Origin of the sequence: Methanococcoides orientis (genome assembly GCF_021184045.1) — an archaeon.
Taxonomy (GTDB): domain Archaea; phylum Halobacteriota; class Methanosarcinia; order Methanosarcinales; family Methanosarcinaceae; genus Methanococcoides; species Methanococcoides orientis.
Genome location: NZ_CP073710.1, coordinates 107,565 through 122,828, shown reverse-complemented (window position 1 = coordinate 122,828; position 15,264 = coordinate 107,565). Strand labels below are relative to the sequence as shown.

Annotated in this window: 20 protein-coding genes; 7 read left to right on the top strand and 13 right to left on the bottom strand. The window is 43.7% G+C overall.

Going from position 1 to position 15,264, the window contains the following annotated elements:
• Position 1: 1 nt before the first annotated feature.
• The 6 genes from J7W08_RS00640 to J7W08_RS00615 all read right to left on the bottom strand — a co-directional run bounded on the left by J7W08_RS00640 (position 2) and on the right by J7W08_RS00615 (position 3,747).
• Positions 2–700, bottom strand: a complete 699-nt coding sequence (locus J7W08_RS00640) for a ferredoxin--NADP reductase (protein ID WP_233084788.1) — start codon at positions 698–700, stop codon at positions 2–4.
• Positions 701–1,315 (bottom strand): flavodoxin family protein, encoded by a 615-nt coding sequence (locus tag J7W08_RS00635; protein WP_375141063.1) that lies wholly within the window; start codon positions 1,313–1,315, stop codon positions 701–703.
• A 31-nt stretch (positions 1,316–1,346) separates the two neighbouring features.
• Positions 1,347–2,681 (bottom strand): multiheme c-type cytochrome, encoded by a 1,335-nt coding sequence (locus J7W08_RS00630; protein WP_233084786.1) that lies wholly within the window; start codon positions 2,679–2,681, stop codon positions 1,347–1,349.
• 205 nt (positions 2,682–2,886) lie between these two features.
• Complete coding sequence (locus J7W08_RS00625) at positions 2,887–3,234, bottom strand: carboxymuconolactone decarboxylase family protein (RefSeq protein ID WP_233084785.1); 348 nt, start codon at positions 3,232–3,234, stop codon at positions 2,887–2,889.
• A 44-nt stretch (positions 3,235–3,278) separates the two neighbouring features.
• A complete protein-coding gene (locus J7W08_RS00620) occupies positions 3,279–3,503 on the bottom strand; it encodes a DUF2180 family protein (protein ID WP_310742505.1) in 225 nt (74 codons plus the stop codon).
• Between the two features lie 7 nt (positions 3,504–3,510).
• Positions 3,511–3,747, bottom strand: coding sequence for a DUF2180 family protein (locus J7W08_RS00615; protein WP_048204768.1), 237 nt, complete (start codon positions 3,745–3,747; stop codon positions 3,511–3,513).
• Between the two features lie 510 nt (positions 3,748–4,257).
• On the opposite strand from J7W08_RS00615, the gene mer reads away from it, so the two are divergent.
• The 3 genes from mer to J7W08_RS00600 are packed head-to-tail and all read left to right on the top strand — an operon-like array spanning position 4,258 to position 6,818.
• Positions 4,258–5,244: a 5,10-methylenetetrahydromethanopterin reductase gene (mer, locus tag J7W08_RS00610; protein ID WP_233084784.1), complete on the top strand. Its 987-nt coding sequence runs from the start codon at positions 4,258–4,260 to the stop codon at positions 5,242–5,244.
• On the top strand, positions 5,244–6,281 hold the full coding sequence (gene fpoF / locus J7W08_RS00605) for a F420H2 dehydrogenase subunit FpoF (RefSeq protein ID WP_233084783.1): 1,038 nt from the start codon (positions 5,244–5,246) through the stop codon (positions 6,279–6,281). The genes mer and fpoF overlap by 1 nt, the downstream gene beginning before the upstream one ends.
• A 12-nt stretch (positions 6,282–6,293) precedes the next feature.
• Positions 6,294–6,818, top strand: coding sequence for a nicotinamide-nucleotide adenylyltransferase (locus J7W08_RS00600; protein WP_233084782.1), 525 nt, complete (start codon positions 6,294–6,296; stop codon positions 6,816–6,818).
• 79 nt (positions 6,819–6,897) lie between these two features.
• Here the strand turns inward: J7W08_RS00600 and J7W08_RS00595 are convergent, their stop codons facing one another.
• Positions 6,898–7,359 (bottom strand): hypothetical protein, encoded by a 462-nt coding sequence (locus J7W08_RS00595; RefSeq protein ID WP_233084781.1) that lies wholly within the window; start codon positions 7,357–7,359, stop codon positions 6,898–6,900.
• A 203-nt stretch (positions 7,360–7,562) separates the two neighbouring features.
• On the opposite strand from J7W08_RS00595, the gene J7W08_RS00590 reads away from it, so the two are divergent.
• Positions 7,563–7,760 carry a hypothetical protein gene (locus tag J7W08_RS00590; protein WP_233084780.1) on the top strand — a complete coding sequence of 66 codons (198 nt, stop codon included), beginning with the start codon at positions 7,563–7,565 and terminating at the stop codon, positions 7,758–7,760.
• An 11-nt stretch (positions 7,761–7,771) separates the two neighbouring features.
• Here J7W08_RS00590 and J7W08_RS00585 read toward each other — a convergent pair whose 3' ends face one another.
• From J7W08_RS00585 to trpD, 5 genes are read right to left on the bottom strand one after another with little or no spacing between them, the layout of a single operon-like run.
• Entirely contained in the window at positions 7,772–8,317 is a 546-nt protein-coding gene (locus J7W08_RS00585) for an adenylate kinase family protein (protein WP_233084779.1), read from the bottom strand.
• Between the two features lie 26 nt (positions 8,318–8,343).
• Complete coding sequence (locus tag J7W08_RS00580; protein ID WP_233084778.1) at positions 8,344–8,934, bottom strand: anthranilate synthase component II; 591 nt, start codon at positions 8,932–8,934, stop codon at positions 8,344–8,346.
• Positions 8,931–10,502 carry an anthranilate synthase component I gene (trpE, locus tag J7W08_RS00575; protein ID WP_233084777.1) on the bottom strand — a complete coding sequence of 524 codons (1,572 nt, stop codon included), beginning with the start codon at positions 10,500–10,502 and terminating at the stop codon, positions 8,931–8,933. The genes J7W08_RS00580 and trpE overlap by 4 nt, the downstream gene beginning before the upstream one ends.
• Positions 10,499–11,140 carry a phosphoribosylanthranilate isomerase gene (locus tag J7W08_RS00570; RefSeq protein WP_233084776.1) on the bottom strand — a complete coding sequence of 214 codons (642 nt, stop codon included), beginning with the start codon at positions 11,138–11,140 and terminating at the stop codon, positions 10,499–10,501. The genes trpE and J7W08_RS00570 overlap by 4 nt, the downstream gene beginning before the upstream one ends.
• The gene (trpD, locus tag J7W08_RS00565; protein ID WP_233085707.1) at positions 11,127–12,188 is read right to left on the bottom strand and encodes an anthranilate phosphoribosyltransferase; all 1,062 of its coding nucleotides are present in this window, start codon (positions 12,186–12,188) and stop codon (positions 11,127–11,129) included. Before trpD ends, J7W08_RS00570 begins: the two co-directional genes overlap by 14 nt.
• 51 nt (positions 12,189–12,239) lie before the next feature.
• Here trpD and J7W08_RS00560 point away from each other — a divergent pair, with 51 nt between their 5' ends.
• Positions 12,240–12,386 carry a hypothetical protein gene (locus J7W08_RS00560; protein ID WP_233084775.1) on the top strand — a complete coding sequence of 49 codons (147 nt, stop codon included), beginning with the start codon at positions 12,240–12,242 and terminating at the stop codon, positions 12,384–12,386.
• Positions 12,387–12,464: 78 nt separating this feature from the next.
• On the opposite strand, the gene J7W08_RS00555 is transcribed toward J7W08_RS00560, so the two are convergent.
• Entirely contained in the window at positions 12,465–13,940 is a 1,476-nt protein-coding gene (locus tag J7W08_RS00555) for a cobyric acid synthase (protein ID WP_233084774.1), read from the bottom strand.
• Positions 13,941–14,016: 76 nt separating this feature from the next.
• Between J7W08_RS00555 and cbiT the strand changes: the two genes are divergently transcribed.
• Both cbiT and J7W08_RS00545 read left to right on the top strand, forming a co-directional pair.
• Positions 14,017–14,574, top strand: a complete 558-nt coding sequence (cbiT, locus tag J7W08_RS00550; RefSeq protein ID WP_233084773.1) for a precorrin-6Y C5,15-methyltransferase (decarboxylating) subunit CbiT — start codon at positions 14,017–14,019, stop codon at positions 14,572–14,574.
• Positions 14,575–14,639: 65 nt separating this feature from the next.
• Positions 14,640–15,251 (top strand): cobalt-factor II C(20)-methyltransferase, encoded by a 612-nt coding sequence (locus J7W08_RS00545; protein WP_233084772.1) that lies wholly within the window; start codon positions 14,640–14,642, stop codon positions 15,249–15,251.
• The last annotated feature ends 13 nt before the right edge of the window (positions 15,252–15,264 follow it).

The following is a 15,264-nucleotide window of genomic DNA, read 5'->3' as shown; positions in this document are numbered from 1 at the left end:
CTCAGAATCCCACAAGTGCTTCCTTCTTGATCTGTTCTTTAGGCACATTCATATTAAGTAGCAATTCTTCCGTTGCTTTCATCATCGCTGGCGGACCACAAACATAGAGAACACGGTCCATGAAATCAGGGATATAATCCATGATGATAGTATCACAAATTCGCCCCTTACAACCGGGCCAGTCGTCTTCTGCACGTGTCAGAGTATGCACGACTTTTAGGTTGGCATTTTTATTGTTCATTTCCTCCAGTTCGTCCCTGAATGCAATATCTTCAGCTTTTTTATTGCTACTCAGAATAATAATATCAGTATCCGATCTTGTATCATTGCAATACCTGCAGATACTGATCATCGGAGTAATACCAATACCGCCACTGATAAGGGCGATCTTTTCGAACTCACCTTCGAATGTGAACCTGCCATATGGACCGTTAATAACTACAACATCACCAACATTCATAGCATCAAGCTCATCAGAGAACTCATGCCCTGTTAGCTTCTTTGTGAATTCCAAGAAACCCTTTTCTGTCGGACTGCTTGATATTGTGAAAGGCTTGCGCTGGATCTGTCCATTTACAGGGATGCTGACAAAGAAATACTGTCCTGCTTTATAATCGAAACCTTCAGGTCTTTCGAGCCTGAAGCTTTTAACATCATGCGTCTGCTGTATGATTTCAGTAATAAGTGCTTCAAATTCCATTTATTTGTCCTCCACAGATGCCGTCTTTACCATCTGAGCGGTCTGGATAAGTTTGCGAACGGTCTTTCGCATACTTCTTAAGCCTTCATCATCTGATTCCACGCCCTCAGCACCTTTGTCCTGTGACCAGAAAGTGCCTCCAAGATTAGAACCAAAGGAACCACCAGATACAGGAAGCATCTCACTGATAATATAGAAGTTGTGGATGGCCTGCAAAGCCGGCTCCTGTCCGCCTACGCGATCACCACCATCAGCCATGCCTGCCCCAACCTTATTCATGAAAACCTTAGGATCACGGGCAACCACCGCACGGCATCTGTCCATCATAACTTTCGTCTGCCCGCTAAGAGTTCCCTGGTAAACAGGAGTGCCTATTATCCAGGCATCTGCCCACTCCATCTTATCATAGAGTTCAAGCATGTCGTCCTTATGGATGCAACCCTGTTTGGTTCGGACGCAATGGTCACAATGGATACAGAACTTCAGATCCTTTCCTTTTGCAGAGAAATATTCAATTTCCACATCATATTTCTCCTCAGCAAATTCCAAAGCCGCCCTGACCATGCGATCTGTTGCCTTCTTTCGAGGACTTCCGGATATTCCAAGCAGTTTTATTACATTACCAGGTATGTTAATTCCTCCAACGTTATTTTTTGATCCTATAGATACACGCCACTGCGATCAGGGATATTACGAGCAAAAGACCACCAAACCCAGGAGTTGGTTCAGATGGAATATCAGCTTCGCCATTGATAGAGCCATAGGCAATATTCATATCGATCACAGGGACATCATAAGTACCTTCACCAAATAATTCATCTACCATACCCTGCGGTGCAGAACGATATAATAACTTTGCTTCAACAAGTATCGGATCTACTGCATCTTCAGGCATCACGAAGGAATGGGTTTCAACTTCTGTTTCTTTCGGAAGGATCCTGTTATCTGAAACAATGGATTCGGCTTCCCATAACTTGTCAGTAAATTCCCCATCAGCATCTGCAAGAACAGTATGGTATATCACCGCGTCCTGGATAGCCCCTTCTGGATCGAGCTGTCCTGAACTGTACAGCTCCTTACCTTCAGCATCAGTAACAGAAACTTCCAGCCACATCTGCCTCACTTCAGTAATACCTGTTGGAAGCTTATGCCCTGCCCCTGAATTGGTAATTGAGACATCGACGTTGACATCTTCACCAGAGCTTGCTTCATCGGGCACGGAGATTTCAAGTATTGCAGCCTGCTGGAGTCTTTCCACAGCCGTTTCACCATATTGTCCATCGCTAAGTTCCCCCAGCATGAAGGAATTTGCTCCGACGATATCATGCAGGGAAATATGGTCCCTCTTTGGAGCACTGGATGCGGACCTTCCAGGATTTGCCTCAAATTGTGTAATTCCCGGGCTCATGTGACAGTCCTGGCATGTAACTTCGTCCTCAGCATATTGGCTGCTAGCCCATGATATATAAGTGTCATCAAGAGGAAGGCCATTGAAAGGACTGTTGACGTTGTGGCACATTCCACAATATTCAGCATTGGTGTAGAAGTCATTGAACTCGGACTCATGGGCAGCAGAAGGCGCATCATCATGCGGACCCCACTTTATTTCCCCAGGAGTTGAAACAAATGCACCGTCACCGACAGCTCCTTCGGGAACAGTATGACAGAAATCACACTGGACACCTTCTAACGCTACATCACTTGCCATGGAACCATCGATCGGAGGCACCTCACCACTCATCACACCGATCGGAGTATGGCAGCGTGAACAGAACTCATCAGTCTGCCCGCCGGTCTCTTCGCCTGCCATCTGCAGCTCTGCCTGATAAAGAGGATCGGTATAGGCATAGGCATGCATGCTCCCCTGCCACTGACTTCGTATTATGGCATGACAGTTGGCACATTTGGAATGACTGTCGAAGTCTTCCGAATCAAGTTCACCAAACCCAGTAGGTTCTGCTGCAGTAGCAGCACCTGCCATTAACAGGACGAACGATACGAAAAATAACAGGATAGAACAAGAGTGAATAGACCTTATACGAAATCCTCCTCGATATATGATAGATTATAATAAAAATATAAGTGAAAGAGGGACAATCTCTAAAAAAGAGGAACGCAGAAAAAAAAACATGCGATCCTTTATTGAATTGTTCCCTTTGACCCCACCAAAAAAGTGGAAGTATAGCTTATTTTAACAACTTCAATGCATCACGGCATGCTGCAATAGCAGGCGCCCCTGATGTGATAGAGATAACTTCCATTGTCTCCATGATCTCTTCTTTTGTTGCACCGTGTTTTAATGCGCTTTTCATCTGTGCCACAGTACATGATTCGCATTGTTTGGATGCTACAACAGCAAGAGCCATTAATATCTTCATTTTTGCCGGAAGGGCACCATCGGACAGGATCTTGTGATCACATCTTGTGTATTTCCTGACAAAATGAGGATCTATAGCATCCAACGTTTCAAGGATCTGAGGTGTAAAACCCATCTTTTCCCCGATACTTTCTATTACTTCCCTACTTTCGCTCATGTTTAGTTACTCCCTTTTGAATTAGAATATGATTATGAACCCAGTCATACACAGAATCCTTCATCAACCACATTGCCCAAGCAATAGTTGCACATGTTCCTTGGAAGACCATTGTGCAAGTGTTTGACATTAGGTGGCTTCCCAACAGAAACTGGGAGAATAAGTTCTTTTGAGTGATCCATACAAAGAGCTTTACCACATACGATACAAACAGCTACAGCATCAGTTTCTTTGCCTTCTTCCATACAGTCATAACATTTCGTCATCATGATCACCTCAATTGTTCTCTACCAGGGCATAATGGCATTTTGTGCACAATATCTTAAGCTGTGGGTCCACATCCTTTAGTTTACATGATTCACCCATGCACCTGAGCTTGACGTCAAACTCACCATCCCACAGAGGTATTTTTTCACGCTTAAGATGGTCCTTACAAACTCCTTCACCACATACAATGCAGATACCTACGGCATCAGTGTCTTTTCCGTTCTTTGCACATTCATAGCATTTCATTCGATCACCGGATTCTTTTTCGAAAAGGTGCTTTTTAATATTGTTCCAACGGCTATACTGCACAGGATATTTTTCCAAAAGGCAACAAAAATACAGAAAGGAACAATGATCTCAGAATATATTAACAGGAAACATTTTTACAGCTACCTGAAAATATACTTCATCAATACAATTCCCAAATGTATTGAAAGATAACCCCGGAAAGTCCCTGGAATCACATTAAATGGATTCGTCCTTACTCTTAAAAATACGTTAGATGAATATTTATGCATATCGGTATTTTCACAAAGGACTGCCAGAAAGCTATAGGCAAAAGAAAGGGCACGCTTGAAAAAGGCCTTCTTCCTAAAATATAAACAAATTACTATAAATTATATCTGATTTTGGGAAAACGTCGTACAAACAGATATTAAGCTTAGCATAAATAGTAACCAGACGTTCGGGATAAACCAATAAGGTTTTAATATATGCATGTAATCCTGAATAGCATTATTAAATTGGAGGATTTAAATGACATTCGGAATAGAATTCGTGCCAAATGATCCAGTGCTTAAGATCGCACACTACGCAAAGCTCGCAGAACAGCAGGGATTTGACAATGTGTGGATCACAGACCACTACAACAACCGTGATGTTTACTCAACACTGGCAGTTCTTGCCATGAACACAAACAGCATAAAGCTCGGTACCGGCGTTACAAACCCCTACACAAGGAATGCAGCAATCACAGCTTCCAGTATCGGTGCTATTAACGAGATATCCGGCGGACGTGCAATCTTAGGTCTCGGCCCTGGTGACAAGGCAACCTTCGACGCAATGGGAATCTCCTGGGATAAGCCATTAACAACCACAAAGGAGAACATTTCCGCACTTCGTTCATTCTTCGCAGGCGAAAAGGTCACAATGGACGGCGATATGGTCCAGTTCGGTGGCGCAAAGATGGCATTCAAGACCGGAGACGTACCTATCTACATGGGTGCACAGGGTCCAAAGATGCTCGAGCTCGCAGGAGAGGTCGCAGACGGTGTATTGATCAACGCATCACACCCAAAGGACTTTGAAGTAGCAGTCAAGCAGATCACCGCTGGTGCACAGAAAGCAGGCAGAGATCCAAAGGATGTAGACGTAGCAGCATATGCATGCTTCTCTATTGACAAGGATGCTGCAAAGGCAAAGAGCGCAGCAAAGATCGTTGTAGCTTTCATCGTTGCAGGTTCACCTGACATGGTCCTCGAACGCCACGGCATTGATGTCGCTTCAAAAGCAGACATCGGCGGAGCAATCGCAAAGGGCGACTTCGGAGCACTCATGGGTGACATGGTCACAAATGACATGATGGATGCATTCTCTATTTCTGGTACACCAGATGACTGTAAAGCAAGGATCAATGAATTGCTTGACATCGGCGTAACCCAGATCGTTGCAGGTTCACCAATCGGACCAAACAAAGAAAAAGCAATCAAACTCATCGGAAAGGAGATCATCGGAGGAAACTGATGGTCCATCCGAAAATAATGGACGTCATCGAGCATGACGTCTGTACCGCTTGTGGGGCATGCGTATCAGCATGTCCTGCCGGTGCAATAGTAATGGGAGAGAAAGCTGCAGAGATCCGGGATCCGGACAATCTTTCGCTTTACTCACATGGTGCTGCACCAAATGTATGTGAGGGTTGCCTTACATGCAGCAGGATCTGCCCGGTTGTAGACGGTTACTTCGAAGATGAATTTGCAAACGTTCGAAGCTTCCTCGCTGCAAAGAGCAACATTGCCGGTCAGGACGGTGGTGTTACTTCCGCTATTGCTCGGTCACTCCTAAGACAAGGTGAAATCGACTGTGTTGTCGGAATCACTAGAAACGAAAAATGGGAAACCGAACTTGAACTTTTCACTAGTGCAGATGATGTTGAAAAGGCAAAAGGTACCAAGTATACCTATGATTCAGTTCTTTCTATGCTCAGAGATCCATTCAATGAGTATGAAAAGATCGCTGTGATCGGTGTACCATGCCAGGCACACGGCGCCAGACTTATTTCAGAAAATGTCAATGACAAGATTGTTCTTATCGTAGGTTTACTTTGCATGGAAAGTTTCTATGGCGATGTAATGACAGATAAGATCATACCAGAGATCATGGGCGTAAAAGCTGAAGATGTTGTCAAGATGGATTTCGGCAAAGGTAAATTCTGGGCATACACCAAAGATGGTGAAGAGCACAGCGTTAAAATCGCAGAGGTTGCTCCACATGCAAGAAACCCATGCCACCACTGCAATGACTACACATCAGTCTTTGCTGACATCGCCGTCGGTTCAGTAGGAACCCCTGATGGCTGGAACTGCGTACTTCTCCGCACCGATGCAGGTGAGAAGTATTTCAAGATGGTCGAAAGTGAACTCGAGTTCATGGAAGATCCAAAGCCGGGAATAAGCCTCGTTGAAAAACTGGCAACAATGAAGCACAACAACAACTCTGAACACTACAAAGAAGTGTACGAGAAGTTCACATTCGAATGCGAAGGTGCTCCATTCCGCTGAAGTTACTTTAACATGAATATGAAAAGGGCATTTTACATTGGGCGCTTCCAGCCATTTCATCTTGGCCACTACTCTGTGATAACAAGCATCGCAGAAGAAGTTGATGAGCTGATAATAGGAATAGGAAGTGCCCAAAGGACCCACGAGGCGAACAATCCGTTCACTGCAGGTGAGCGAGTAATGATGATACGCCATGCCCTTGAAAATATTGATGTTCATTTCTATGCATTGCCTATTGACGACATACAGCAAAATCCAATATGGGTATCATACGTAACATCAAGAACCCCTCCTTTTGATACAGCTTATACTAACAACCCCCTTGTTATCGAACTTTTTGAAGAAGCAGGGATAACTGTAAAGCAACCGCCAATGTACCACAGGGAACAACACTCCGGTACAGAGATACGAAAACGCATGCTTGCAGATGAAGAATGGAGACACCTTGTCCCTGATGCCGTTGCAGATGTCATTGATGAGATCGATGGCGTAAGACGTCTAAAGCGAGTATCCGGAACCGACGGGTTCGATTATTGATGAAAAGAGATTTCTTTGATCAACAAAAGACATGTGGTGACACAATGCCACCATCATGATAAGTTTAATACTTTTTAAATTACTCAGACACAATGGAAGCTTCCTCTACCCAGAAACCAACACCTTTCTGATAACGTGTTATTCTTCCAAGATAGGTGAGCTCCTGACCTTTTATGAGATTCGATGCAGCTTCATTTTGATTTATATTGAAAGTTACGGCAGCATCTGAAAGAGAATCAGGACAATGCTGCACCTGTACAGTATAGGATTTACCATTATTGGTAACTGCATATATCGTCCCTGTCCACTGGACGAAGTTGCCCTTATATTCTTCATCGACAAGAGCTGCAATTTCATCCTGTGATGTTTCAGGATCACAGAAAACCACACCAAAATCATCGAATGATGTGCTGATAACATCAACACCGAGCTCTTCAGCCATTTCAGACACCCCCCCAGGACCTTCTTCTGAATCGGAACAACCCGACACCACCAGTACAGCCATTAAAAGTAAAATCATCCCCATCTTTGTAAATTTCATAAAAATACTCCTTTATAATACTTATAACTGGAATGATGGAAAAGTATATCAAATTATTTCTTAAAATCAAGGGTTATTTTACTACACTACGTCTTGTTTTGTACACATTTATGACAGACAAATATATCAGCTGACACCAACATGTAATTTATGATGATGGATGAATCTCAGCATTCATAAGACAAACTAAAAGAGACCACAAAATGACAACATCAAAAGAAAAAGCCCCTGTATTCTGTGAAAAATACTGCCCTGTTTGTAGATCTGCGAGAGCAGGAAATAGTATAGGTAAAGCAATTCAAAAAATTGAATTGAAGATCGTTGGAAAAAAAGGCTGCATATGGGGTAAAGCCAGAACGGAGTATTATGGAGTTACACCCGACAAGCCGATCCCAAAATAAAGCATTCCAATTTAAAAGATATCTTCGCTCCAGTCGAACGAACCCGGCTTGTATTGAGAGTAAACAAGAGTATCATCGCCTGAAAGAATACCGGAAATTATCGTTTCAACATCCTTGACAACATCATCAGCATTTCTGCCAGTGGTATCTACCTCATAGACCAGCTGACACCATTCCACAGATTCCACAAGGATCACATCAAGACCTTCAGCTTCAACATTCTCCTGCACTTTGGCATCAGAATAATTACGAGCCTCCAGACGTTTCTTAAGTTCGGAAGGAGCAGTTCGCAACACTATCACGATGTCAGCAATGTAGTGTGACATGTGGCTGTCAAGTATGGTTACAGCTTCATCATCACCCACAAGTTCACATACACGAGAGAGCACTCTGTCCATATCAGCTACAACAGTATCCCGTGCCTCGTCGACCTCACTGTAAAGATGTTCATTCTTGATAAGGTCGTTCATGTGTATAACACGATATCCACGACCCTCAAGTATCCTGCAAACAGAAGTTTTACCTGTGCCAGGAGTTCCAGTAAGTCCGATGATCATGCATATTCACATGCTGCCAATGGACATTAATCCTTCGTCCCCATACCTGCAATTTTCAGGAAATTTTCAATGAGTTTTAAACCTTCAGGTGTCAGGACTGACTCCGGATGAAACTGGACGCCATAGATCGGATATTCTTTATGCCTAATTCCCATGATCAGACCATTCTCATCCTGTGCAGTTATTTCCAGATCTTCTGCCAGCCTTTCAACTGAAAGAGAGTGATACCTGCCTGCATAGAATGAGGTAGGGACTCCATCGAACAGAGATGAAGTGTCATGTATTACTATTGAAGCCTTGCCATGCACCGGACCACCCTTCGAATGACCTACCGATCCACCAAAAGCAGTGTTTATAGACTGATGACCAAAACAAACCCCAAGTATAGGGATCCTAGCACCAAATTCATGGATGATCTCAATGCAACTTCCGACATCACGACTGTTTTCAGGATTTCCAGGACCTGGAGATATGACTATTGCATCAGGAGATATTTTCCGAACCTCATCTACAGAGATAGTATTTGGAACGACCAGAGTATCAGATTCGAACATGGAAACATAGTCCACAAGATTCCATACAAACGAATCCCGGTTGTTAATGAAAAGTATTTTCATCGTTTACCCCCTATGGCAGCGATCATGGCAGCCATCTTGCGTTCTGTTTCCTCATATTCATAAGTCGGATCGGAATCTGCAACGATGCCGGCCCCTGCCTGTACATTGGCAACACCATCCTTGATAATTACTGTCCTTATGACAATGGCCGTATCCACATCACCGTTCCACGAGTAATATCCAACTCCACCCCCATAGATCCCACGTGCTGATGGCTCGAACTCATCGATGATCTCCATTGCCCTTATTTTAGGAGCACCTGAAAGAGTTCCTGCAGGAAAGATAGCTCGTGTAGCATCGAACTGGTCACATTCGGGTCGAAGTTCTCCGCAAACAGTACTCTCTATGTGCTGCACGTGAGAATATTTCACAACGCTCATGAAATCACTGACCTCCACCGAACCGGACTTTGAGACCATACGTACATCATTCCTACCAAGATCCACAAGCATAACGTGCTCAGCACGCTCTTTCTTATCGGACATCATCTTAGCAGCAAATTCATCATCCTCAGCTTCATCTTTACCCCGAAGGCATGTTCCTGCGATAGGATTTGTTATTACCTTGCGCTCATGAACTGTCATAAGAGTCTCTGGACTAGCACCCACAATGTCAAGGTCGCGGAAACTGAACAGGTACATATACGGACTGGGATTGATATCCCTGAGGGTACGATATAACTCCAGAGGAGTTTGTTCTATTTCCATCGAATAGCGTCTGGAAAGTACCACCTGGAAGATATCCCCATCCAGAATATGCTGCTTTGCTGCACGTACTGCATTTTCAAATGAATCCTGATCCATATTGCAGACAGCTTCTGATGAGCCAGACACCGCCGGCACTTCGCCAAGCCGGACAGCGGCTGCATCGCGAAGACACTGGCACATACGTTCAGCTTCATTCAGCGCATCATCATACAATTTACCGGGATCGCAATCCAAACCTGCAAATGGCGTCACCACCATGTAAGTCTCATCGGTCAGGTGATCAAAGACAAATGTCCGAGTAGTAAGAATGAACTGCATATCAGGAACATCTGATTGATGACTCCTGCCAATATCTAACCAGCAGTCGTAGATCATGTCATAACCATTGTAACCGATGGCACCCCCAAGAAAGGTCTGTCTGTCAAACCTTTTCTCATTTAGAAGAACAGTTCCATCGGCTGTAGGGAATACTGTACGGAGTGCATCCACCACATCCGAGCCATCCATTATATCGGCCATCAGAATGGAACCGTCATCCACAATGTTCTCAAATTCAAGATCCAGCTTTGAACGAATAGCATCGATCAGTACAGAATCTACCCCGTATTCAAGAGTAAGCTTGCGTCTACTTATCTTAACAACAACATCAGGATAAGCACCAACAAAGGAAAAACGTGCATGCTTTTTTTCTTTTTCCACCGATTCAAGCATGTAAGAATAATTTTCAGCCTGGAAAGTTGTATATAACTGCAAAGGAGTACAATCCGACCTTACTTTAGCCATCAGCTGTACAAGTGCAGGTTTCTCTGAAATATTCACAAGCTTTGTGAACTCATCTTTTGTAAGATCGAACGATATCATCTTGCACACCTAACCTCTTTTACAAAACGCCTCATCTTTTCAGCATCCTTTATCCCATCGGTTTCAACACCTGAAGCTGTATCCACAGCAAAGGGAGAGACCTGCTTTACACACTCTGCAACATTCTCGGCATTCAAGCCACCTGCCAATACCACAGGTAGATCCACAAGTTCCACGACCTGCCTGCTTATAGAAAGATCATGGACCTGACCTGTACCACCGACCTTACCGGAAACATAAGAATCCAGCAGAATGCCATCGATAAGATCTTCAGATGAAAGCAAATTGATCTCACTTACAAGTTCATTCACCAGCACATTACTTTCCGAAGGAACATGGAAGGTGCGAATTATATTAACATCTGTATTATCACGAACATATCCCAGATCATCAATACCAAGAGCATTGTGTATCTGAACCACATCAGGTCCTATGGAATTAATCATATCAATAGCCTCTGTGGCAGACTTTGGCATGATAACCAATACTGAATCCACAAAAAAAGGCACCTGAGAAACAAGTTCTTCTGCCTTTTTGAGATCGATCTTCCTTGGCGTTTCAACAGGAACATCGGTTATGAAACCAACAGCATCTGCACCTGAACTTACTGCGAGATCGACGTCTTCAACAGACTTCATGCCGCATACTTTGACACGTGTTGAGTGATTCATTTTCCACCTTTTCGCCGGATGTGAATTCGATGAACTCCTTCAATTTATCTAATGCTTTGCCACTATCAATTGCCTCTTCTGCAATCGGGATGGCTTCCTTTATGGAATCAGCCATACCTGCAACGTAGATCGCAGCTGCAGCATTGACGACGACAATATCACGTTTCGGACCTTTTTCACCATTGAAGATGTAAAGAATATCCCGGGCATTCTCTTCCGGAGTACCACCTACAATATCAGTAGCTTTAGCCCTCGGGATCCCCAGGTCCTCAGGAGTTATTGTATATGTTGAGATTGCGCCGTCCTTGAGCTCAACGACGTATGTTTCGGAAATTGTACTGACCTCATCCATTCCATCGCCGTGAAGTACTAGTATATGCTCCTTACCAAGCTTGCAGAGAACTTCTGCCATAAGCCTGCACAGGTTCTTGTCGAAGACACCTATGACCTGTGACTTTGCACCCGCAGGATTTGTCAGAGGACCGAGAATATTGAACATAGTCCTTACCCCAAGCTCTTTCCGTGGTCCCACTACCCTCTTCATTGCAGGATGGAACTTCGGGGCGAGCATAAAGCCAATTCCAATGTCCTCAATCGATTTTTTGACCTGATCGGGTTCAAGGTCTATCTTTATCCCGAGCTCCCTAAGGACATCCGCACTTCCTGAGAGGGATGTGAAGGAAAAGTTACCGTGTTTTGCCACAGTAACCCCTGCAGCTGCTGCAACAATAGCAGCTGTTGTTGAAATATTGATAGTGTTGTGGCGGTCACCACCTGTACCAACTATATCCACAAGAGTACCTGATACATCAGGAGATATCAGATTAGCCTCTTTCAGCATGGCCTTTACAAATCCTGCGACCTCTTCCGGAGTCTCGCCTTTCATCTTCATACCCATTACAAATGCACCGATCTGCGCGTCTGTAGCATTTTCGAGTATCTGCTCCATGGCTGCTTCTGCCTCGGCCATTGTCAGATCATAACCATCAATTAATTTTTGGAGACAACGTTTCATCATGACACCTTCTTGCATTAATGTATAATTGTGTACAATAATGTATAACAAATGTCTTTGTATATAAACTTTATTCAGTTCGCAGAAAGGAAAAAAGAGATAGAGAATACAATGCAGATCAAGCCACATCCACATAATACAGATGCTGATGAAACTGATAATGTAAATACATCAGCAGGAAACAAAAGAAGAAGTTAATGCAAAAGGAGGATAGATATGATCTGAAGAGAAAAAAAGAAAAAGGAAAAGAAAAGTAAAGTAAAAGTCAAATGCGGATCAGAGCCCTTCAGGACCTAATCCAAGCATTTCATAGATACGAGGCATATCCAGACGTTCTCGCATAACATCAGCAAGTTCGTCATAAGGATCCTGCTCAGGAATGTCCTCATCTTCAAAGACCAGACCCTTCTTTTCAGCCAGATATCTTATAAGAGCATGCCTGACATTCTGGTTCTCAAATAATCCATGAAGATATGTGCCGATCACAAGACCACTTTCATCAGCGCAACCATCATCTCCGAAAACCGGTCTATTTGATGTTGACATGCCCATATGGATCTCATATCCCTTTACAACCTCACCATTTATGCATCCTAGAATAGGACCACATTCGTTAATGGTTTTCGTTACCTGAACTGTTCGTTTCTCATATGCATCGAACACAGTATCAATGTCGAGCAGGCCAAGACCTTCAAAGCGAGCAGATTCGCCGCCTTCAATGCCGGAATCAACAATTGAATTTCCAAGCATCTGGTAACCGCCACAGATACCAAGTATCGGGACCTTACCATTAAAGGATCTTATTTTTCCAGCCATTCCACTTTCCATTAGATCGTGCAGGTCACTGGTAGTGTTCTTAGTACCAGGGATTATAATCGCATCAGGAGTACCAAGATCATCATCAAGATCCACATATCTCACCTTTGCCATACGTTCCAGAGGCTCGAAATCCGTGAAATTGGAGATCCTGGGAAGGCGTATGACCGCAATATCAACATCATGAACTCCGGCATCGTCAGAGGACTTATCACCAATGGATACGGAATCCTCAGAAGGAATACGCAGCTTGAAATGTGGAAGAACCCCAAGAACAGGGATACCTGTGCGCTCTTCAAGCTCAGTAAGACCGGACTCCAGTATTGTAGGATCGCCTCTGAACTTGTTTATGATAAAACCGCAGACATTCTTACGTACATCCTCAGGCAGGAGCTCAATAGTACCATAAATACTTGCAAAAACACCACCTCTTTCGATATCCCCTACCAGAATGATAGGCGCATCGGTCAGTCTTGCAGTACCGATATTGACAATATCGCGCTCATAGAGATTGATCTCAGCAGCGCCGCCGGCGCCTTCCATAACAATGATATCGTACTCATCTGCGAGCCTTTGAAGTGCACCTCTGAGAACATCATGAGTTTCCTCTATGGAGTCATAGTATGAGCCTGCACTTTTGTCAGCATAGGGCTCCCCCAGGAGTATTACCTGTGAAACACGATCCCCTTTGGGCTTAAGCAGTACAGGATTCATGTCTGCAGTCGGCTCAATGCCTGCTGCCATCGCCTGTATTGCCTGAGCGATGCCGATCTCTTTCCCGTCCTGTGTGATCCATGAGTTAAGACTCATGTTCTGTGCTTTGAAAGGAGCAACCTTATGGTTAGCTGAAAGTATGCGACAAAGACCGGTCACAACTGCACTCTTGCCAACATGAGATGCTGTTCCCAATATTAACAGATGTTTTTTAGTATTCATTCACAACAACCTTTTATGTGACAACGTTTATTATGCTATATCTAATTAACTCCAATTTACTTTAGTTAGGTGAAAAATGTCAGATCTATTGCACATAAGCGGAGGGCCAACAAAGCCAGAGGTCATTGCGATATCACTATCAAAAATGGACCTGAAAGACGGGATCACATTCTATGATGTAGGATGTGGAACAGGTGCTGTTTCTATTGAAGCATCGAAAATAGCACGTGGCCTTAAGGTCGTTGCCATCGATGCAAGAGAAAAAGCAATCGATGTTGCAAGACAGAACTTCAGGAACTTCGGCGTTGAGGATGTTACACTAATTAGTGGTGAATCTTCCGAATCTATTGATGAGAACGCTGAGATAGGATCCATTGACTGTGCGTTTGTAGGCGGGACAAAGAACATATCCAAGGTACTGGATGTGCTCTATAAGAAAAAGGCAAGAAATATTGTTGTTAACGCGGTAAGGATCGAAACCGTGGTCAGTGTGATGAATAAGATGAAAGAACTGGGAATATACTCAGAGGTCATCCACGTCACCATTACCAGGGGTTATGAACTTACAGGCGAAACAATGTTCAAACCCGAGAACCCGGTCTATATTGTAGTAGGTAAACTGCAGAGTGAATGAAAAAGGAACTGACGCCTTTAATGATACATAATCGATAATATTTATAATACAGTGGAGATAGAAAAATGTTGATAGGAGTAGGACTTGGCCCAGGTGACCCGGAACTTCTTACACTTAAAGCTGTGGAAATTCTCAAGAGCAGCGATAAGGTGTATGTACCTGGAGATATGGCAGCAAAACTTGTAGAACCATATGCGACACCAGTGATTCTGGATTTCCCAATGTTAAGGGACTATGATGTTCTGAACGAAGTATGGAAGAAGAATGCTGACCTTATTGCAGATGAATCAAGAAACGGAACTGTCGCTTTCGGTCTTATAGGAGATCCAAATTTCTTTTCCACGTTCACACACCTGAAGCGTGTCATGAACAAGCATTACCCTGACGTTGAAACTTCAACAGTACCGGGAATAAGTTCAATAACATCCTTTGCTGCAAGAGCTGATGCAGAAGTTGATAGCTCCTTTGAGGTCAGCGATGGATCTGAAAAGAAGCACAAGATCAGACTCAAGGCAGTCCATCCAAAAGAGATCATGGATGACTTTAGAAAGGAAGGATATAACGAATTTGTCTTTGCAGAGAGACTATTCTCTGACAGAGAAGTTATTATCAAGAACTCAGAAGAGATCCCTGAAAAAGGAAACTACTTCAGCATCGTGTATGCGAAAAAGGACTAAAGAGGCCATCTTA